An 18,813-nucleotide genomic window follows, 5' to 3' on the forward strand; every position below is an offset into this window, starting at 1 on the left:
CGGTTACATTCCGAACCCGGAAGCTAAGCCTCACAGCGCCGATGGTACTGCAGGGGGGACCCTGTGGGAGAGTAGGACGCCGCCGAACTCCTTTTGAGAAAGAGCCCCAACTCCGGGTATGAACCCGTGAGTTGGGGCTTTTTCGCGTTCACGGCACGGTCATGCGCACTTCACTGAGGAGCCGCGGTCTCGTTGACGCTGCGTGCCAGCGTCGTGACCCATGGTCCTCAGACGCAGAAATCGACGTCGAGTTGTCACTGTGCTGGCTGGTACCGCCGTGCTCGCCACCGGAGCCGCCGTAGCGCTCGCGGCCGTCGGTGGGCAGGGCACCGCAGGTCCCAAGGGCGACGGGACCGCCGTAACTCCCGTCGGCTACAAGGTCACCCCGGCCGGCCACCAGGTCCAGTTGGGCAATCTCCCCCTCAACGCCGTTCTCTCGCCCGACAAGAGCATGCTCCTGGTGAGCAACGCCGGTCAGGGCACCCAGTCCCTCCAGGTCGTCGACCCCGCCGACTCGGAGGTCGTGCAGACCATCTCCTACCCGAGCCCCCAGGCCGTGTTCACCGGGCTCGCCTTCAGTCCCGACGGCAAGCGGGCCTACGCCAGCGGTGGTGGGCGCGAGATCATCCACACGTACGACGTGAGCGGTGGCCGGCTCACCGAGACCACCCCCATCAAGCTGCCCACGAAGAACCCCGACGGGCAGGCCGTGAACATGTATCCGGCCGGGCTCGCCGTGACGCCCGACGGGCAGCGGCTGGTCGTCGCCGACCGGCTCGCGGACGCGGCCACCGTGGTGAATCTCGCCGACGGATCCATGTCGACCGTGGCCGTGGGGCACGCGCCGTACGCCGTCGCCCTCGCCGAGGACGGGAAGACCGCGTTCGTCACCAACCAGGGCGGCGACACCGTCAGCGTCCTGGACCTCAGCGGGTCCGCGCCGGTGGTCTCGACGACCGTCAAGGTGGGGACGCACCCCAATGCCGTCGTCGCCGACGCGGGACAGCACACGCTCTACGTGGCCAATGGCGACAGCGACCAGGTGAGTGTCATCGACGTCGCCACGCGGAAGGTCACGCGGACCATCTCGCTCGCGCCGTACCCGAACGCGCCTGTCGGCAGCAATCCGGATGCCCTCGCGCTGTCCGGGGACGGCCGGCGGCTGTATGTCGCCAACTCCGGGAACAACGACCTCGCTGTCATCGACCTGAAGACCGGCCGGACCGCCGGGCTCATTCCCACCGCGTGGTATCCGACGGCCGTCGTCCCGCTGGACGACAAGCTGTACGTCACCAACGCCAAGGGGCTGGGCGCCGGTCCGAACAACGGGCCCGGTTACCCGAATCCGACCTCGACCTCGCCTCAGTCACCGGACCAGTACTCGGGCTCGATGATCAAGGGCACGCTGTCGGCCATCCCGCTCGACGGCGGGTGGAAGCAGTTGGAGCGCTGGACGCGGACCGTCGTCCTCAACAACGGTTTCGAGGACGGGAACAGCCCGCGGGCCGTGGGGGCCGTCGTGCCCCGGCGGGTCGGGGAGCGGACGCCGATCAAGCACGTGATCTACGTCGTCAAGGAGAACCGCACCTACGACCAGGAGTTCGGGTCGCTGGGGAGGGGGAACGGGGACGGCTCCCTGAACCTTTTCGGGGACGACTCGGCGCCCAACGCCCGTGCGCTGCAGCGGAAGTTCGTCACCCTCGACAACTTCTATGCCGACGCCGAGGTCAGCGCCCAGGGCTGGAACTGGACCGTGGCCGCCAACTCCAACCCGTACAGCGAGGAAGGGTGGCCGGCGAACTACTCGGGCCGTAACCACAGTTACCCGTCCGAGAACGGCGACCCGGCGATCGCGCCCAACAAGGACCCGGAGCACGCCTACATCTGGCAGCGGCTGGGCGACAAGGGCGTCTCCTTCCGCAACTACGGCTTCTACGTGAACACCGACGCGAGCGGGAAGTCCGTTGCCGCCGATCCCGTGCTCAACGCCGCCACCGACCACGACTTCGGGCCGTACAACCTGAGCTGCCCGGACTCGGCCGGTACCTTCACCGCGCGGTCGAAGACCTGTGGCGGGCCGCGGATCGAGGAGTGGAAGAAGGAGTTCGCCCAGTACGAGCAGAACGGGAGCCTGCCCGCCTTCGAGATGGTGCGGCTGCCCAACGACCACACCTCCGGCACCAGGGCCGGCATGCCCACCCCGCAGGCCTACGTCGCCGACAACGACTGGGCGCTGGGGCAGCTGGTGGACACGGTCTCCCACTCGAAGTACTGGAAGTCGACCGCGATCTTCGTGACCGAGGACGATGCGCAGAACGGCCCGGACCACGTGGATGCGCACCGGACGATCTCGCAGGTCATCAGCCCGTATACGCAGACCGGGCGGGTCGACTCGACCTTCTACTCGACCGCGTCCATGGTGCGCACGATCGAGCTGCTGCTGGGGCTGCGGCCCATGACGCAGTTCGACGCGTAGGCGACCCCGATGGTGAACTCCTTCACCGCCGAGCCGGACGCCGCGCCGTACACGGCCGTGAAACCGGGCACCGATCTGACGGCTGTGAACACGGTCAACTCGCCGATGGCCGGGGTGTCGGCGAAGCAGAACCTCACCAAGGAGGACCAGATCGACGAGCGGACCTTCAACGAGGCGATCTGGAAGAGCGTGCGCGGGGCCCGGAGCCGGATGCCCGAGCCGCGGCACGAGCTGTACGGGGCCGTCCCCGACGACCGGGCGCAGAAGCTGGACGCTGACGACGACTGACCGCTAGCCGGCGGTCGTGAAGTCGACGTCCGCCGTCTTCACCGTCCCGCCCCGGCGGCCGGGTACGTGCTGCCCGCTCCAGTAGAGGTTGGTGTGGGCTATCACCTGCTCCGGGGCGGGCGCGCCGTATTCGCCGAGGTCCTCCGTGGTGTGGGCGTCGGCGACCAGCGTGGCGTCGTACCCGCGGGTCTGGGCGCCCTGCAGCGTCGAGCGGATGCAGAAGTCGCTCTGGGCGCCCGTGACGACGAGCCGGCCCACGCCGTGCTCGGCCAGGACGGACTCCAGATCGGTGTCCTCGAAGGAGTCCCGGTAGCTCTTGGCGACGAGGGGTTCGATGTCGAGCCGTTTCAGCTCCGGGACGTACTCCCAGGCCTCGGTGCCGGCCACCAGTTCCTCGTCCTGGTGCTGCACCCAGACGACCGGCACGCCGGCCGTGCGGGCCTTGCCGAGCAGGGTGTTGATGTTCGCGATGACGCCGTCGCGGTTCGGGGAGCCCGGTACCACCACTCCGTTCTGGACGTCGATGACGAGCAAAGCCGTGTTGGGGCGATCGGGAAGCGTGGTCATGCGCCCACGGTAGGCCCCGCCGCTGACAGTCGGCCTCGTAGGCCGGCCCGTATTTCGGATGAGCGGGCCCGCGGGTGCGGGCTACGGTGGCCCCATGACCACCCTGACCAGCGACGACTACGTCGTCCGCGCCATACGCCCCGAGGACTGGCCCGCCGTGAAGCAGCTGCGGCTCGACGCGCTGCGGGACCCGGTCGCGCACATCGCCTTCCTGGAGACCTACGAGGACGCCGTGGGCAGGCCGGACTCGTTCTATCAGGAGCGGGCCATCGGGTCCGGGGTGGGCTCGACGGCGGCTCAGCAGTTCATCGCCGAGGCACCGGACGGCACTTGGGCCGGCAGCGTCACCGTGCTCGTCGAGGAAGCCGGGACGAAGGACTGGGCCGGGTATCCGGTCGAGCGGCGGCAGGGGCATGTCGTCGGGGTGTTCGTACGGCCGGAGCACCGCGGGAACGGGCTGATCCAGGAGCTGTTCGAAGCCGGTGTGGCCTGGGCGTGGGAGCGTGGTGCGGAGCGGGTACGGCTGCTCGTGCACGCGGACAACCCGCGGGCGCAGGGGGCGTACCGCAAGGCGGGGTTCGTGCCGAGCGGGGTGGTCGTGCCGTTCTTCAAGGACGAGGCGGAGAACGAGGTGGAGTTCGTGCGGGAGAGGTAGCTAGACCGGCAGTTCCCGGTGCGGCCAGCGGGAGCGGGCCTGTTCGCGGGAGCGGAGCAGGGCCAGGGTCGGCAGGCCCTGGTCGGTTCCCGTGGTGAGCAGGTCCGGGAGCTGGGGGACGGGGGCCACGGCCGCGATGTCGTCCAGGACCAGGGTGAGTGGTGGGTCGAGCCGACCGGAGGATGACCGTTCGGCCATGCGCCGGCCGCGCTCGACCACGCTTGCGGCGAGGGCCGTCAGGAGGGGCATCGCGCCCGGATTGGTCCTGGGGTCCTCGATGGATTCACCGACCACATAAAGCGTGCCCCCTTCCTGGACAAAGGAATCCAGGGCGAGCGCGTCGGTTCGGTTGGGATTGCAGGCTTCGCGGATGTTGACCGTGAAGAGGGCCGACAGGGCACGGCTCGTCAACTCCTGGGCCATGTCCTTGCGCTCGGGGTGCGCGGTGAGCGCGGCCTCCAGCTCGCCGGCGGCTCCAGGGGCGGCCTTGGGGTGCGTACGGAGGGTACGTACGGCCTCCTGGATCTGGGTGCCCTGGGACCAGCGGTGGACGTGGCGGATGGTGCGGTTCTCCAGGGCGGCGGCGTGGAGATAGCTGCGCAGAAGCGTTGTCGCGGTGTCGGCCACCGCCTGGTCGATCTTGGCTGTGGGCTGGACGGGGCTCAGGAGGGCGGTGGCCCTCTGCAGGGCTGTCTGCTTGTCCTCGCAGCCTGTGGTCGGGGACCAGTGGAGGCGGGCCGGGGTGTCGCAGAGATGGGTGGGGTCGTAGAGGAGGGTGGGGCCCAGTTTGGCTCTGGCGTCCTTCGTCTCCGCCCAGAGGGCCGGGTTCGAGGTGACGACCAGGGCGGGGCCCGAGGCGTCCTGGATGGCCTGGATCGCGGTGGCGTGGCGGCTTTCCCTGGGGGCGATGAGGATTTTCGCCCACCCGCCCGTCCGTTCACCGGTGGCGGGGAAGTGGCCGCCGGCCGGCTCCTGCGGTGCAGGTGCAGGCGCAGGCGTAGTTGCAGACGCAGTTGCAGGCTCAGGCTCCTGGCGAGGCACGGGTACCTCGTGCTGGGGCTGCGGGTACGGCTGGGGCAGAGGTTGTGTGTACGCCTGCGGCTCCGGCGCCGGAGTGGCGGCAGGAGGCTGTACTCGGCTGCCGTCCACCGCCTCCGTCTCGTAAGCCCGTTTCGCTCTCCCCGCCCGCCACCGCGCCAGCGAACCGATCGCGAACACGGTCAGGACGAACAGGATCATCAGCTGGCCGATGAACAGGCCCCAGAACAGGCCCCAGCCGGAAAGCTGCCCCGCAGGGGTGTTGGGCCAGGCTCCGGTGATGTCGTGCGGTTGGCCGATGAGGTGGCGCATGGCCAGCGGGGTGCGGGTGAAGCTGACGCCGTCGGGCCAGGCGCCGTTGGCGAACCAGGCCGCCAGGCCTGTGGCCGTCCACACCAGCAGGGTCATGCCGAGGAGGAAGGCGAGGATGCCGATCAGCAGGCCGTCCGGGATGCCGCCCTGGCCGCCCTGGCCCTCGCGCCGGTCCGCACGGCGATCGTGGCGCTCGTCCGGTCTCACGCCTCTCCCTCCCCTGCTCCTACGCCACCGTCGACTCGGAGTCGCCCAGGTGCTGTTCCACGAAGGCCGCCGCCCGCTGTTCAGCCTCCAGTTCGGCGGCGCGCAGCGCGTCGTCGGCCGTGAGGTCGCTGGAGGACTCGGTCATCGCGCGGTCGGTGAAGACCAGCGGGCGTTCGGTCTCCGTGATCAGGTGTTTGACCACCTGGACGTTGCCGTTGACGTCCCAGACGGCGATGCCGGGGGTGAGGGTGGGGATGATCTCCACCGCCCAGCGGGGCAGGCCGAGCACCCGCCCGGTCGAGCGTGCCTCATCCGCCTTCTGGGCGTAGATCGTCCTGGTGGACGCCATCTTCAGGATCGCCGCGGCCTCCTTGGCCGCCGCGCCGTCCACGACGTCGGACAGATGGTGGACGACCGCGACGAAGGACAGACCCAGCCGCCGGCCGAACTTCAGCAGGCGCTGGAACAGCTGGGCCACGAACGGGCTGTTGATGATGTGCCAGGCCTCCTCGACCAGGAAGATGCGCTTCTTCCGGTCGGGGCGGATCCAGGTGTGCTCCAGCCAGACGCCGACGATCGCCATCAGGATGGGCATGGCGATGGAGTTGCGGTCGATGTGGGACAGGTCGAAGACGATCAGCGGGGCGTCCAGGTCGATGCCGACCGTCGTCGGGCCGTCGAACATGCCGCGCAGGTCACCGTCGACCAGGCGGTCCAGCACCAGGGCGACGTCCAGGCCCCAGGCCCGTACGTCGTCTATGGCGACGTTCATCGCCTCCGCCGACTCCGGTTCGGGGTGGCGCAGTTGCTCCACGATGTCCGTCAGGACCGGCTGGCGGTCGACGATCGTCTCGTTGACGTACGAGTGGGCGACCTTCAGCGCGAAGCCGGAGCGCTCGTCGAGGCCGTGGCCCATCGCCACTTCGATGATGGTGCGGAGCAGGGCCAGCTGGCCGGTCGTCGTGATCGACGGGTCCAGCGGGTTCAGCCGGATCCCGTGGTTCAGGGCGGCCGTCGGGTCGAGCCGGATCGGCGTTATCCCCAGCTCTTCCGCGATCAGGTTCCATTCGCCGACGCCGTCCTCGCCCTGGGCGTCCAGAACGACGACCTGGCGGTCCCGGAAGCGCAGCTGGCGCAGGACGTACGTCTTCTCCAGGGCCGACTTGCCGTTCCCGGACTCGCCGAGGACGAGCCAGTGCGGGGCCGGGAGCTGCTGACCGTACAGCTGGAAGGGGTCGTAGATGTAGCCCTTCCCGGAGTACACCTCGCGGCCGATGATGACACCGGAGTCGCCTAGGCCGGGCGCGGCGGTCGGCAGGTAGACCGCCTGGGCCTGGCCGGTGGAGGTGCGCACCGGAAGCCGGGTGGTCTCGACCTTCCCGAAGAGGAAGGAGGCGAAGGCGTCGGTGAGGACGGACAGCGGATCCCGCATCGGCGAATCAGCCCCTACCTTCGGATGCCGGTGGCGAAGGGAAGTGTGTTCACGAAGGCCCGGTGGTGCTCGCGGTCGCACCACTCCAGCTTCAGATACGACTTGCCTGCGGAGGCCCTTATGGTGCGCTTGTCGCGGTTCAGTGCCTCCGGGGAGCGGGCGGAGACGGTGATGTAGCCGACCAGGTTGACGCCGGCGGCGCCGCTGGCGAGGTCCTCGCCGCGCTGGTCGAGGCGGGAGTGGGCGGCCACGTCCCGGGGGTCGACGGTGCGGTTCATCTTGGCGGCACGGGAGGCCTCGGCCTCGTCGTTGGTCTTCTCGGTCAGCATGCGCTCGATGGCGATCTCGGTGGGTTCGAGGTCCATCGTGACGGCGACCGTGCGGATGACGTCCGGGGTGTGGACGAGGAGGGGCGCGAGGAAGTTGACGCCGACGGGCGTCATCGGCCACTCCTTCACCCAGGCCGTGGCGTGGCACCAGGGTGCGCGGGTGTTGGACTCCCGGGTCTTGGCCTGGAGGTAGGTGGGCTCCATGGCGTCGAGCTCGGCCGGCCAGGCGTTGCGCTGGGTCATCGCCTGGATGTGGTCGATGGGGTGGTCGGGGTCGTACATGGAGTGGATGAGGGAGGCGAGCCGCCCCTGCCCGAGGGGCTGGCGGACGCGGATGTCCGCCTCCTGGAGGCGCGAGCAGATGTCGGTCAGCTCGCGGGCCATGACGACGGCGAGCCCCGCGTCCCGGTCCAGCTTGCGGCCGGCCTGGGGGCGTGCGGCCCGGGCCATGGCCTGGGCCTCGGCGGCCAGTTCACGGGTGTAGTGCATGCAGGCGACGAGGTAGGCGCGGTGCTGCTCGCTGCTGGTGGACACCATGGACTGGAGCTGGTCGTACGACTGCCGCAGCCACTGCGGTGAGCGCTCGTCGCCGCGCTGGGCGACGTCCTTGGCGTGCGCGTCGGGGTCGGCGGGCAGCGTACGGGCGAGCATCTGCAGCCGGGTGACGAAGCCGTCGCCGTTGGCGACGTGCTTGAGCAGCGTGCCGAAGCGGTCGACCAGGGCCTCCTGGTCCTCGGAGTCGCGCAGGCCGACGCCGGGGCCTTCGATCTCGATGGCGGCGGTGACGGTCCTGCGGTCGGCGTGCAGCAGTACGGCGATCTCGTCGGGCCCGAAGGGGGCGGCGAGCCAGCTGATCCGGCCGATGCCGGGCGGCGGTCCGATCTCGACCTCGCGTCCGTCGAGGCGGGTGCCGGCCTCCGTGGCGGTGGAGCGGTAGACGGCCGCGCGCTTGACGGTCCGCTTGTAGGAGCGGTTGATCTCGAACCACTTGTAGAAGGTGCGGCGCTTGTACGGCACGTACACGGCGGCGAGCGCGAGCAGCGGGAAGCCCGTCAGCAGCACGATCCGCAGGGGCAGCACCGGGACGAGGAGGCCGCACATCATGCCGAGGAACGCGCCCGCGATGATCAGCGCGATCTCGCCGGACTCGCGGTTCCGGCCGACGATCGCGTTCGGCCGGGCGCGGCCGATGAGATACGTACGGCGGGGCGTGACCGGATGGGACAGATGGGACTCGGTCGTCAACGCCCTTCACCTCCAGTGCGGTTGTTGCGGGTGTTGCCGGCGTGCGGGGTGTTGACCGGGCTGGCCGCGCGGGGCGCGGGCGTGGCGGAGGGGACGGCTCCGCCGTTGCCGCCCGGACGGCTGCCGTGGGCGGCGACGCCGCCGGAGGCGGGGTTGGCGGGGCGCGGCGTGCTGCTGCTCTGCGCTCCGCCGCCTCCGTTGTTGTCGGCGCGGCTGCTGTGGGTCTTGATGCCCTGGGCGACCAGGGTGGCGGGGGAGCTGATGACGGCGGCGGCCTTGCCCTCGGCGCCCTGCATGATGCGGTTGTTGCGGGAGCCGGCGATCTCGTCGCCGAAGCCGGGGACGAAGCGGTAGATCATCGCGCTGGCGAAGATGGCGAGCAGGATGATGGCGAGACCGGAGACGACGGCGGAGAAGGCGTCGGGGCCGTTGTCGGAGGACAGTGCTCCTGCCAGTCCCAGCACGATGACGATGACCGGCTTCACGAGGATGACAGCGATCATGATCCCGGCCCAGCGGCGGACGTGCCCCCACAGGTTCTTGTCGACCAGTCCGGCGTAGACGACGGTGCCGAGGAGGGCGCCGACGTAGAGCAGGGCGGCGCGGATGACCAGCTCCAGCCAGAGGATGCCGGCGGCGAGGATGCTGACGAGGGACACCACGATCAGCATGATCGGTCCGCCGCCGATGTCGTTGCCCTTGTTGAGGGCGCCGGAGAAGGTGCCGAAGAAGGTGTCCGCCTGGTCGCCGGTCGCCTTCGCGAGGACGTCGGTGACGCTGTCCGTGGCCGAGACGACGGTGTACAGGATCAGCGGGGTGAAGGCGGAGGCCAGCACCGTCAGCCACAGGAAGCCGACGGCTTCGGAGATGGCGGTGGTGAGCGGCACACCGCGCACCGCGCGCTTGGCGACGGCCAGCAGCCACAGCAGCAGCGTCAGGATCGTGGAGGCGGCGAAGACGACGGCGTACTGCTGCAGGAACTTCTGATTCGTGAAGTCGACGTTGGCGGTCTCCTTCACGGCGGCACTGAGCTTCGTGATGGTCCAGGAGGCGGCGTCGGCGCAGCCCTTGGCGAGGGAGGTGAGGGGGTCGAGGGTGCCGCCGAGAGGGTCGCCGGTGACGCCGCCCTTGGAGCCGTTGTCCTTCTCGCAGAACTTCTTGGCGGCGTCGCGGATCAGCGCACACGTGTCGCCGCTCTTCTCAGGAGACGGTGAGGGCGATGGAGAAGAGGGCGGAGTGGGGGCGGCGAAGGCTCGGGAGGCGAGCAGCACCGTGGCTGTCTGGACGGTTCCGAGGACTGCCGCGATCTTGAGGCCGCGGTGGTTAGCGGGCATACGTGAACCCTCCGTACTCCTCGACGGCCTTCGTCATGTCGTCGGCGGTGGACGCCTGCTGATCACGGCCCACGGGGACGGGACCGTCCTTCTGTCGATCGTCGGTGATCTTCCAGTCGTTGCCGGCCCACTTCAGTGCGTACGTCGTGGTGTACCAGCTCTCCGTCACCGGGTTTTTGGAGGCCTCACCGGAGAGGCCGAAGAGCTGGGTGTACCAGACCTCGACCGTGGCCGTGCTCGATCCTGACGAGGTGACCTTGGTGCCGACCGGGACGACCCTGGAGACGAACGTCTGGCCCTTCGGCGTGGTGCCATCGCTGGCCAGGCCGATGTTGGAGAGAAAACCTTCGTTGGAATAGGCGCTGTCCAGGGCCGGTTGCTTGGCGGCTGCCACATCCGAGGCGTAGACCGTGTTGACGATCTCGTGCCGACGTGCGGTGTTGAACATGTTGGCGGATCCCAGAGCCACCGCGTAGTTCGCTGCCGCGCTCTGCGCTCCCTGCGTGTTGTGGGCGAAGCCGGAGGGGATGGCGGCGGATGACTTGGTTTCCACCGGGCGCGTCCCGCTGGCTGCCGTAGGGGCGGCCTTCGGGCGGGAGTCCTTGGCTGCCGAGTCGTCGGACGGCGAATCGTCTCCGCGGTTCGCGAAGGCGATCGCGGCGATCAGGAGGACGACGACGCCGACGACCGTGACCAGGCTCCGCGAGGAGGAGCGGCTGGGTTTGCGGGGCGCGCCGCCGTAGGGGTCGCCCCCGGGCAGGCGGGTCCGGGTCTGGCCCGCTTCGGTGTAGCCCTGCTCGTCTCCGGGACTCATGCCGCGTACGCCCCCTCCACCTCGTAGACATACGACGGTAGCCGTGCTGGTTCCCGCGCGGGCGCGGTGTGGTGACTCGACATCAGGGAAACGCAACCTCAGCCGGTGGGCACGACGGGTGGGTGGGGTGGAGGGGACCAGGACCGGGCGTGCCCGGGAGGAAGTAGAAGGAAGGGAAAGGGAGGAGAAGGAGCGTCAGACCGCCATGCCGTACACGATCGTGAACAGCGTGCCCAGGGAGCCGATGATGAAGACTCCGGTGAGGCCGGCGATGATGAGGCCCTTGCCCTGTTCCGCGCTGAAGGTGTCCCGCAGGGCCGTCGCGCCGATGCGCTGTTTGGCCGCACCCCAGACCGCGATGCCGAGGCAGAGCAGAATGGCCACCGCCATCACCACCTCGATCATCACCTTGGCCTCGTTGCCCAGGCTGCCGAAGGGGCCCCAGTCCGGAGCGATCCCGCCGATGATGGTGTTGATGTCTCCCTTGTCGGCCGCAAAGAGCATGTAAGTCACCGCCCCTGGTGGGTAGTTCCGCAAGACCCTGCCGTGTGCAGGGGTCAGGTCTCATTCTCGCCGACAACGTCGCCGTCGTATGTCGACTTGACGTCATTGACTGGCGGGTTTCGTACGCATGGCTAGTACGGTCACTCTGTGTATCACGGCAGGTCACGCCGGGCAACGAGGCCCCAGCGAAACCTGCCGTGTGGTTCCGTCGTTGTCCTCTTTTACGGCCTCCGCCCCGACCTGGCACGGTTTTTGACGGCTGGTCGGGTGAGGTGCCGAGTCGATGGTCTCACGGAGCGCACGGGGTACTCCGTGTGCAGGCGGAGAGGCCGTAGTGCGAGCGGTACTCGGCGACTTGGGGGCGGGCGCCGGGTCAGCGAGGGCTCAGGCCGTGCAGCAGCAGGTGGACATGCGCGTCCAGGCCGGCCAGAGCCTCGTCCGCGTCGAGGGCGCAGCCGGCGATGAGTGCGGCGAGGCCGTGCAGGCTCGCGGCGGCGACCATGGTGATGCGCTCGGGGTCGCCCTGGATGATCTCTCCGCGCCCCTGGGCCTCGGCCACCAGCCTGGTGAAGGAGCCGAGGGAGCGGTCGACGGCCGCCGCGAGCTGCGCGGAGCTGTCGGGGTCGTGCTTGCGCGCGAACATCAGCTCCAGCAGTTCCGGGTGCGCGACGGCGAACCCGAGGTAGGCCCGCGCGAGCGCCGTCATGTGCTCCTCGAAGGTCTGGCCGGGGCTGCCGGCGGCGTCCAGGGCCTGGTTGAGGCGCTCGTATCCGTCCAGTGCGAGGGCGTCGAGCAGGGCCTGCTTGTCCTTGAAGTGCCGGCCCGGGGCGGCATGGCTCACGCCGGCGTCACGGGCCAGCTCGCGCAGCGAGAGCGCGCCGACGCCTTTCTCGCGCAGGGTGCGCTCGGCGCTCTTGAGGAGGGCGGTGCGCAGGTCGCCGTGGTGGTAGGGGCGGTTTGTGGACGGGCGCGGCATGCGGACCATCGTATCTCGATGTTGTCATTGACAGCATTGTTGGCGCTGCCTACATTGGCTTCCATGGCTGAGACGACCGAAGCGCGCGGTACGCGCACCAAGTGGAATGCGACCCACCTCCCCGACCTGACCGGCCGTACGGCCGTGGTCACCGGTGCCAACAGCGGCATCGGCTTCACCGCGGCCCAGGCGCTCGCACGGGCCGGGGCACACGTGGTGTTCGCCGTACGGGACCTCGCGCGGGGCGGGGCCGCGGCGGCGAAGGTGAGCGGCAGCACCGAGGTGCGCCGCCTGGACCTGGCGGATCTGGACTCGGTGCGCGAGTTCGCTGCCGGCTGGGACCGCCCGCTGGACCTGCTGATCAACAACGCGGGCGTGATGATGCTGCCGGAGCAGCGCACGAAGCAGGGCTTCGAGATGCAGTTCGGCACGAACCACCTGGGCCACTTCGCGCTCACGAACCTCCTGCTGCCGTACATCACCGACCGGGTGGTGACGGTCTCCTCCGCCGCCCACCGCTGGGGCGACGCCCGGATCGAGTTCGAGGACGTCAACCTCACCGGCCGCTACCACCCGCGGCGTGCCTACGCCCAGTCCAAGCTGGCCAACCTGCTCTTCACCCTGGAACTCCAGCGCCGCCTGACCGAGGCGGGCTCCCCGGTGCGCGCCCTGGCGGTCCACCCGGGCTGGGCGGCCACCAATCTGCAGAGCCACGCGGCGAACCCGGTCGCGCGGGTGTCCATGGTCGTCGGCAACAAGTTCCTCGCCCAGGACGACAAGGCCGGCGCCCTTCCCACGCTCTACGCCGCGAGCCAGGACCTCCCCGGGGCGGCCTACGTCGGCCCCGACGGGCTGGGCGAGTGGCGGGGCGCGCCGACGCTGGTGGGCCGCAGCGGGGCGGCGAGCGACCCGGAGTCGGCCCGCCGCCTGTGGACCCTGTCGGAGGAGCTGACGGGGGTGGCGTGGGGGCTCACGGCGGCACAGACGCCGTAGGCGCTTACGTCGTCATCGCAGCCGGGCTTGTGGTTTTCGACCGGGCAGTACAGGTCGTACCCCGCCGTCCCCGCCGGAGCTGGCGGGGACACGGGCGGGGGCGCCCCGGAGTTCAGTTCTCCGCGGCACGGCCGGATACGGTGACGCGTGGACGACTCCTCCAGGACCCACCAGGACTCACGGATGGCGGCAGGCATGGGCGGCGGCACCGGCCGGCTGAACTTCCGGCTCGACGGCCGTACAGCCCTCGTGACCAGCTCGGTGCGCGGGCTCGGGCTGGAGATGGCGCGGGGCCTGGCCGCCGCCGGGGCGCGGGTGATCCTCAACGGCCGGAACCCGGACACCGTCGAGGCTGTCGCGGCGCGCCTGCGGGAGGAGGGCTACGACGTCCTCGCCGCCGCCTTCGACGTCACGGACCGGGAGGCTGCCGAGCAGGCGGTGAGCGGGCTCGGCGACATCGATGTCCTGGTCAACAACGTGGGCCACTGCGACCCGCGGGCCGTGCACGAGATGACCCCGGACGAGCTGTCCGCGATGCTCGACGTCCACCTGACCTCGGCGTACGCGCTGAGCCAGACCATGGCTCAGGGCCTGGCCGCGCGCGGTGTGCCGGGCCGCATCATCAACGTCTCCTCGGCCGTCGGCCGACTGGCCCGCACCGGCGACGTCGCCTACGCGACCGCGAAGGCGGGCCTCGACGGCCTGACCCGGGCCCTCGCCGCCGACCTCGGCCCCAGCGGCACCACGGTCAACTCGGTGGCACCGGGCATCTTCGCGACCGACCTCGACACGGAGCCGGCCGACGACCCCGAGCGAGAGCACTGGCTGCGCACACGCACCGCCCTGGGCCGCTGGGGCCGGCCGGGAGAGCTCGCGGGGCTGGTGGTCTTCCTGGCGAGCGACGCGGCGTCCTTCATCACCGGGCAGACGATCGCGGTGGACGGGGGGATGACGACGCCCGCTTGAGCAAGGGGCCGGTTACGTGCCGTCGTCGACGCGCGCTGTACTGGTGCGGAGGCGGGACGGGAGGGTGCCCTTTACCGTGGGTACGAAGCCGGGCGCGGCATCGGGCCTCTCGTCATCGACCCTCGCACTGCCATGTGGGCCCTGCGCAACCGGCTGGACAACGGGCGTTTACCAGGCCGTACTGCCGGGAGGAGAAGCTCCACCGCCGCAGGGAGGTTTTACCGGAAAATCTCGGTGAAGTCGGAGCGGGTTTCTCACCTTCGGGGGGCAGAGTGAGGGCTGATGAAGCGCAACGTACGCATCTCGGTCACCTCGCGTCCCGCCTTGCTCGGCGCTGTGGTGCTGCTCGCCCTGACCTCGGCCTCCGTGGCCGCCGCCGATGACGGGCCGGGACCCCTCGGGGTCACCGCCGACGCGGTCGCGACCCGGCAGAGCGTGCGGGTCGGCGCGCTGTTCGGCGCGGACCGGGCCGACAGCCTGGCCGGGGGGCACTTCTGCACGGCCTCGGTGGTGCACAGCCCGCGGGGCGATCTCATCGTCACGGCGGCGCACTGCGCGGGCGGTGTCGACGGCGACCTGGTGTTCGTGCCGGGCTACCGGGACGGGCAGGCGCCGTTCGGGGTGTGGAAGGTGACGAAGCGGTACCTGCCCGACGGGTGGGCCAAGGAGCAGGACGAGGACAGCGACCTCGCGTTCGCCGTCGTGGAGGACCTGGGCGGCGAGCGGATCGAGGACGTGGTCGGGGGCAACCGGTTCGCGACCGGCGTGGCCACCGGCGCCACCGCGGTGACCGTCACCGGCTACCCCGACTCCCGCGAGGCGCCCATCAGTTGCACCAACAAGCCGACCCGGCACAGCAGCACCCAGCAGCGCATCGAGTGCCCCCGCTTCTCCGGCGGCACCAGCGGCAGCCCCTGGGTCAACGGCGACGGCCAGGTCGTCGGCGTCCTCGGCGGCCACGAGGCGGGCGGCGTCACGGCGGACACCTCCTACAGCGTGGTGCTGGGCCGCGAGGCCGCCGAGTTGTACCGGGACGCGACGAGCGACTGACCCCTGAGCTTCCGTCAGCTGTGGCATGCGCGGTGCCCTGCCTGTGAAATGACGCCACTTCATGCGGAAATCGCCTTTAACAGTGCCCGTATGGGGGAAAGTTGAAGCGTGCGGAAGGTATGGGTGGTCGGTGGGGCGGCGGTCGGGCTCGGGCTGAGCTTCGTCACGCTGTTGGTCGTCGGGGTCTACGTGATCTCCGGGAACCTCGTCAACGGGGTCGGTGCGGGCAGTCGCGGGCTGGCCAAGGGGGCCGTGCCTGCCGCCTACAAGCAGCTCGTGCAGAAGTGGGGCAATCTGTGTCCCGCGCTGAGCCCTGCCCTGCTCGCCGCGCAGCTGTACCAGGAGAGCGGCTGGAACCCCACCGTCGTCAGTCCCGCCGACGCCCGCGGCATCGCCCAGTTCATCCCGGGCACCTGGGCCACCCACGGCATCGACGGCAACGGGGACGGCAAGCGCGACATCTGGGATCCGAATGACGCGATCCCGTCGGCGGCTTCGTACGACTGCGAACTCGCGAAGTACGTGAAGGACGTTCCCGGGAACGTCTCCGACAACATGCTCGCCGCCTACAACGCGGGCGCCTACCGCGTCATAAGGGCGGGCGGGGTTCCCGCCATCAGCGAGACGCAGAACTACGTCAAGCGGATCCGCAGCCTGGAGCAGAGCTTTGCCGCGCCGGTCAGCAGGATCGACCCCACCCGGCAGGCCGCCGCCGCCATCGCCTTCGCGCAGAGCAAGCTCGGCACCCTCTATCTGTGGGGCGGCAACGGAGCCGCCGACCAGGGCGGACGCTTCGACTGCTCGGGGCTGACCAAGGCCGCGTACGACAAGGTGGGCATCAGCCTGCCCCGCGTCGCCAACGACCAGTACAACGCCGGGCCGCACCCCTCACGGGACCAACTGCTCCCCGGCGACCTCGTGTTCTTCTCCTACGACCCCACCGACTCGCGGGCCATCCATCACGTGGGCATCTATGTGGGGGGCGGGTACATGATCGACGCGCCGCGCACGGGTGCCGTGATCCGGTTCGACCCCATCGACACCCCGGACTACTTCGGTGCCACCCGGGTCACCGAAGATGGCGCAAAAGCGCTGCCCACGAAGGTGTGAGCCGGTGTGAGCCGACTGTGAATCCCACCCCTGAGCTGCGGCGATGAATCTCTCTTCGGTAACGTCTGAGTGATCATTCCGTGGAGTGTGGAACGTATGAGGGGGAGCCGTGCGTTCCTGTTGACGTATCCACCACGCACATGAGGTGCGTCCGGAAGACCGACGAAGGGGTCGCAGCGCATGGCTGTACTCGCCGAATCCGGATCGAACCCCGACGTCGACCTCCTCTACGACATCAACGGCCTGGCCAAGGACGCACCGCACTGGTTCGACCGGGTCATGGAGTTCGTCGGTGAGTACGGACTGCTGCTCGCCATGGTGCTGCTGGTCCTGTGGTGTTGGTGGTCCGTGCGGCGCCGGGGCGGTGAGAACGCGGCCTCCACGGTCGCCTCGCTCGTGTGGGCACCGCTCGCCGCCGGCATCGCCGTGCTGGTCAACATCCCCATCCGGGGCTTCGTGGCACGCCCCCGCCCGATCGTCGACCACCAGGGACTGGACGTCCTCGTCTCCGGCAAGACCGACTTCTCCTTCGTCAGCGACCACGCGACGATCACCATGGCGCTGGGGGTCGGGCTGTTCGTCGCCAACAGGGCGTTCGGCATCGCGGGCATCGCCCTTGCCCTGCTGGAGGGGTTCTGCCGTGTGTACATGGGCGTCCACTATCCGACGGACGTCGTCGGCGGGTTCGCGCTGGGCACGGCGGTCACCCTGCTGCTCTCTCCCCTGGCGACCGCCCTTCTCACCCCGCTGATGAAGGCGGTCGAGCGGTCGCCGCGGGCGGGCTGGATCGTCCGCCGTCGCTCGGCGTCGGTCGAACAGCGCAACGCCCTGCTTCCGAGCGCCCGTAAGCCGGCCGAGTCCGAGGAGCGGGACCTGGCGGCATAGCCGAGCCCCTACAGCCCCTGCCCGTAGGAGAAGAACCTCTCCGGGTCGTACGCCTTCTTCACCTGGCCGAGCCGGTTCACCGCATCCCCGTAGTACGCCTTCCGCCAGTCCCGCAGCGTCGGATCCGTGTAGTTCTGGTACGCCGCGCCGGAGGCGTACGGCTTCATCGCGTCGTGGGCCGACGTCAGCCACGACTGGGCCGTGGCGCCGGAGGCCCCCGCCCCCCAGGACGCGATGTACTGCGCCAGCATCCGCGAGCGGCGGTGGACGAAGGCCGTTGCCGTGGGGCTGACGCGGTTGACCGCGCCGCCGAGGGCCGTGAACGCGATGCTGCCCGCGCCGCCCCGGACGGAAGCGATCTGCTTCAGGGCCGTCTGGATACCCGCCGCCGTCAACGAACGGTCGAAGAAGTCGGAGCGGGCCGCGTACGTCTCCCGTCCCAGCGCGCCCTGGGGGGAGCGGCCGGGGGTGGAGCCGGGCAGGTGGCACTGGGCGGAGGTGGGGAAGGAGGAGCAGCCGGCGTAGATCTCCATGGCCTCCTCGTAGCCCCTGCGGTGCAGGGAGACGGAGGAGGCGTTCGCGCCGGCCTGGTGGGCGAGGCGGTCCACCGCGTTCTGGAGTTCGCCGTAGGTGCCCAGGGAGAAGCAGGCCACGGAGATCGTCGGCGTGCGGCCCGGCGTGGCCGCCAGGTGCAGGGAGGACCAGATCTCGTCCGGCTGGGTCGGGCCCCACTCCTGCCAGGCCTTCAGTACCGCTGCCGCCTTCGCCCACGGCCAGGTCAGGTATGCGGTCACCGCCTGGGGGGCCGGGTGGGTCTTGAAGACCAGCTCCGTCACCACGCCGAAGTTGCCGTTGCCCGCGCCGCGCAGCGCCCAGAAGAGGTCGGAGTGGGTCGTGGCGTTCGCGGTCAGCTGGGTGCCGTCCGCCGTTATCAGCGTTGCCTGGGTAAGGCTGTCGCAGGTCAGGCCGTACGCGCGGGAGACCACGCCGTGGCCGCCGCCCAGGACCAGGCCGGAGACGCCGACGGTGGGGCAGGAGCCCGCGGGTATGGTCACGCCCTTCGCGGCCAGCGCCCGGTAGACGTCGATCAGCTTGGAGCCGGCGCCGACGACCGCCTGGCCGCCGCTCACCCGGATCCGGTTCAGCTCGGAGACGTCGACGATCAGGCGGTTGTCGCCGGAGGAGTAGCCCGCGTAGGAGTGGCCGCCGTTGCGTATCGACACCTTGATGCCGTGGGCGCGGGCGTACGACAGGGTCGTGCGGATGTCGTCCGCGTGGGCGGCGTAGGCGACCGCGGCCGGCTTCAGTCCGTCGAAGCGGGTGTTGTACAGCTGGTGGGCCGTCTTCCAGGCCGTGTCGCCGGGGCGGACCAGGGGTCCGTCGAGGTCACGGGCGAGGGCGGCCCAGTCGGCGGCGGCGCTCGCGCTGGTGGTCTTGAGGGACGTACGGGAGGATGTTGTCGCGTTCGCCGAGAGACCGGCGGACCGACCCTCACCACCACTACCCGTGGTGCACGCGGTCAGCGCGGTCGCCGCCAGTGCGGCTGCGCCGCCCGAGATGAACGTACGCCGTTCCATGTCTGCCGCCTTTCCTCAGCTGTCGTGGAACGAGACGGCGTCGTGCGCGCATGGG

Annotated in this window: 17 protein-coding genes and 1 rRNA gene; 9 read left to right on the forward strand and 9 right to left on the reverse strand. The window is 70.0% G+C overall.

Annotated elements, in window-relative coordinates:
• From rrf to ACWD35_RS08715, 3 genes are all read left to right on the forward strand, one after another.
• Window positions 1–88: ribosomal RNA gene (rrf, locus tag ACWD35_RS08705) — 5S ribosomal RNA — on the forward strand; the annotation flags it as partial.
• A 171-nt stretch (window positions 89–259) separates the two neighbouring features.
• Window positions 260–2,476, forward strand: a complete 2,217-nt coding sequence (locus tag ACWD35_RS08710) for a beta-propeller fold lactonase family protein (RefSeq protein WP_451350438.1) — start codon at window positions 260–262, stop codon at window positions 2,474–2,476.
• Window positions 2,477–2,485: 9 nt separating this feature from the next.
• A complete protein-coding gene (locus ACWD35_RS08715) occupies window positions 2,486–2,764 on the forward strand; it encodes a hypothetical protein (RefSeq protein WP_451350439.1) in 279 nt (92 codons plus the stop codon).
• Between the two features lie 3 nt (window positions 2,765–2,767).
• Here the strand turns inward: ACWD35_RS08715 and ACWD35_RS08720 are convergent, their stop codons facing one another.
• Entirely contained in the window at window positions 2,768–3,331 is a 564-nt protein-coding gene (locus tag ACWD35_RS08720) for a cysteine hydrolase family protein (RefSeq protein ID WP_451350440.1), read from the reverse strand.
• A gap of 94 nt (window positions 3,332–3,425) precedes the next feature.
• Between ACWD35_RS08720 and ACWD35_RS08725 the strand changes: the two genes are divergently transcribed.
• On the forward strand, window positions 3,426–3,986 hold the full coding sequence (locus tag ACWD35_RS08725; RefSeq protein WP_451350441.1) for a GNAT family N-acetyltransferase: 561 nt from the start codon (window positions 3,426–3,428) through the stop codon (window positions 3,984–3,986).
• Here the strand turns inward: ACWD35_RS08725 and ACWD35_RS08730 are convergent, their stop codons facing one another.
• The 7 genes from ACWD35_RS08730 to ACWD35_RS08760 form a co-directional block, all read right to left on the reverse strand.
• Window positions 3,987–5,543, reverse strand: coding sequence for a type IV secretory system conjugative DNA transfer family protein (locus ACWD35_RS08730; RefSeq protein WP_451350442.1), 1,557 nt, complete (start codon window positions 5,541–5,543; stop codon window positions 3,987–3,989).
• A 19-nt stretch (window positions 5,544–5,562) separates the two neighbouring features.
• A complete protein-coding gene (locus ACWD35_RS08735) occupies window positions 5,563–6,975 on the reverse strand; it encodes an ATP-binding protein (protein ID WP_451350443.1) in 1,413 nt (470 codons plus the stop codon).
• A gap of 14 nt (window positions 6,976–6,989) precedes the next feature.
• Window positions 6,990–8,549, reverse strand: coding sequence for an SCO6880 family protein (locus ACWD35_RS08740; RefSeq protein WP_451350444.1), 1,560 nt, complete (start codon window positions 8,547–8,549; stop codon window positions 6,990–6,992).
• Entirely contained in the window at window positions 8,546–9,883 is a 1,338-nt protein-coding gene (locus tag ACWD35_RS08745) for a hypothetical protein (protein ID WP_451350445.1), read from the reverse strand. Before ACWD35_RS08745 ends, ACWD35_RS08740 begins: the two co-directional genes overlap by 4 nt.
• Window positions 9,873–10,697 carry a hypothetical protein gene (locus ACWD35_RS08750; RefSeq protein ID WP_451350446.1) on the reverse strand — a complete coding sequence of 275 codons (825 nt, stop codon included), beginning with the start codon at window positions 10,695–10,697 and terminating at the stop codon, window positions 9,873–9,875. The genes ACWD35_RS08745 and ACWD35_RS08750 overlap by 11 nt, the downstream gene beginning before the upstream one ends.
• A gap of 195 nt (window positions 10,698–10,892) precedes the next feature.
• Window positions 10,893–11,201, reverse strand: a complete 309-nt coding sequence (locus ACWD35_RS08755) for a hypothetical protein (RefSeq protein ID WP_014673544.1) — start codon at window positions 11,199–11,201, stop codon at window positions 10,893–10,895.
• Between the two features lie 373 nt (window positions 11,202–11,574).
• On the reverse strand, window positions 11,575–12,186 hold the full coding sequence (locus ACWD35_RS08760) for a TetR/AcrR family transcriptional regulator (RefSeq protein WP_451350447.1): 612 nt from the start codon (window positions 12,184–12,186) through the stop codon (window positions 11,575–11,577).
• A 54-nt stretch (window positions 12,187–12,240) separates the two neighbouring features.
• On the opposite strand from ACWD35_RS08760, the gene ACWD35_RS08765 reads away from it, so the two are divergent.
• From ACWD35_RS08765 to ACWD35_RS08785, 5 genes are all read left to right on the forward strand, one after another.
• Window positions 12,241–13,170, forward strand: a complete 930-nt coding sequence (locus ACWD35_RS08765; RefSeq protein WP_451350448.1) for an oxidoreductase — start codon at window positions 12,241–12,243, stop codon at window positions 13,168–13,170.
• A 183-nt stretch (window positions 13,171–13,353) separates the two neighbouring features.
• Window positions 13,354–14,136 carry an SDR family oxidoreductase gene (locus ACWD35_RS08770; RefSeq protein WP_451350449.1) on the forward strand — a complete coding sequence of 261 codons (783 nt, stop codon included), beginning with the start codon at window positions 13,354–13,356 and terminating at the stop codon, window positions 14,134–14,136.
• Window positions 14,137–14,418: 282 nt separating this feature from the next.
• Window positions 14,419–15,186, forward strand: coding sequence for a trypsin-like serine peptidase (locus ACWD35_RS08775; RefSeq protein ID WP_451350450.1), 768 nt, complete (start codon window positions 14,419–14,421; stop codon window positions 15,184–15,186).
• A gap of 108 nt (window positions 15,187–15,294) precedes the next feature.
• Entirely contained in the window at window positions 15,295–16,296 is a 1,002-nt protein-coding gene (locus ACWD35_RS08780; protein WP_451350451.1) for a C40 family peptidase, read from the forward strand.
• Window positions 16,297–16,476: 180 nt separating this feature from the next.
• Window positions 16,477–17,181, forward strand: coding sequence for a phosphatase PAP2 family protein (locus tag ACWD35_RS08785; protein ID WP_451350452.1), 705 nt, complete (start codon window positions 16,477–16,479; stop codon window positions 17,179–17,181).
• An 8-nt stretch (window positions 17,182–17,189) separates the two neighbouring features.
• Here ACWD35_RS08785 and ACWD35_RS08790 read toward each other — a convergent pair whose 3' ends face one another.
• Window positions 17,190–18,758 (reverse strand): FAD-binding oxidoreductase, encoded by a 1,569-nt coding sequence (locus ACWD35_RS08790; RefSeq protein WP_451350453.1) that lies wholly within the window; start codon window positions 18,756–18,758, stop codon window positions 17,190–17,192.
• Window positions 18,759–18,813: the final 55 nt, after the last annotated feature.

It is taken from the genome of Streptomyces sp. NPDC002671 (assembly GCF_053592475.1).

Bases quoted from the DNA above. Each gene is read 5' to 3' on its own strand.
- ACWD35_RS08725 (WP_451350441.1), top strand. From the start codon at position 3,426: ATGACCACCCTGACCAGCGACGACTACGTCGTCCGCGCCATACGCCCC.
- ACWD35_RS08760 (WP_451350447.1), bottom strand. From the start codon at position 12,186: ATGGTCCGCATGCCGCGCCCGTCCACAAACCGCCCCTACCACCACGGC.
- ACWD35_RS08755 (WP_014673544.1), bottom strand. From the start codon at position 11,201: ATGCTCTTTGCGGCCGACAAGGGAGACATCAACACCATCATCGGCGGG.
- ACWD35_RS08775 (WP_451350450.1), top strand. From the start codon at position 14,419: ATGAAGCGCAACGTACGCATCTCGGTCACCTCGCGTCCCGCCTTGCTC.
- ACWD35_RS08715 (WP_451350439.1), top strand. From the start codon at position 2,486: ATGGTGAACTCCTTCACCGCCGAGCCGGACGCCGCGCCGTACACGGCC.
- ACWD35_RS08720 (WP_451350440.1), bottom strand. From the start codon at position 3,331: ATGACCACGCTTCCCGATCGCCCCAACACGGCTTTGCTCGTCATCGAC.
- ACWD35_RS08765 (WP_451350448.1), top strand. From the start codon at position 12,241: ATGGCTGAGACGACCGAAGCGCGCGGTACGCGCACCAAGTGGAATGCG.
- ACWD35_RS08770 (WP_451350449.1), top strand. From the start codon at position 13,354: ATGGCGGCAGGCATGGGCGGCGGCACCGGCCGGCTGAACTTCCGGCTC.
- ACWD35_RS08790 (WP_451350453.1), bottom strand. From the start codon at position 18,758: ATGGAACGGCGTACGTTCATCTCGGGCGGCGCAGCCGCACTGGCGGCG.
- ACWD35_RS08735 (WP_451350443.1), bottom strand. From the start codon at position 6,975: ATGCGGGATCCGCTGTCCGTCCTCACCGACGCCTTCGCCTCCTTCCTC.
- ACWD35_RS08785 (WP_451350452.1), top strand. From the start codon at position 16,477: ATGGCTGTACTCGCCGAATCCGGATCGAACCCCGACGTCGACCTCCTC.
- ACWD35_RS08750 (WP_451350446.1), bottom strand. From the start codon at position 10,697: ATGAGTCCCGGAGACGAGCAGGGCTACACCGAAGCGGGCCAGACCCGG.
- ACWD35_RS08745 (WP_451350445.1), bottom strand. From the start codon at position 9,883: ATGCCCGCTAACCACCGCGGCCTCAAGATCGCGGCAGTCCTCGGAACC.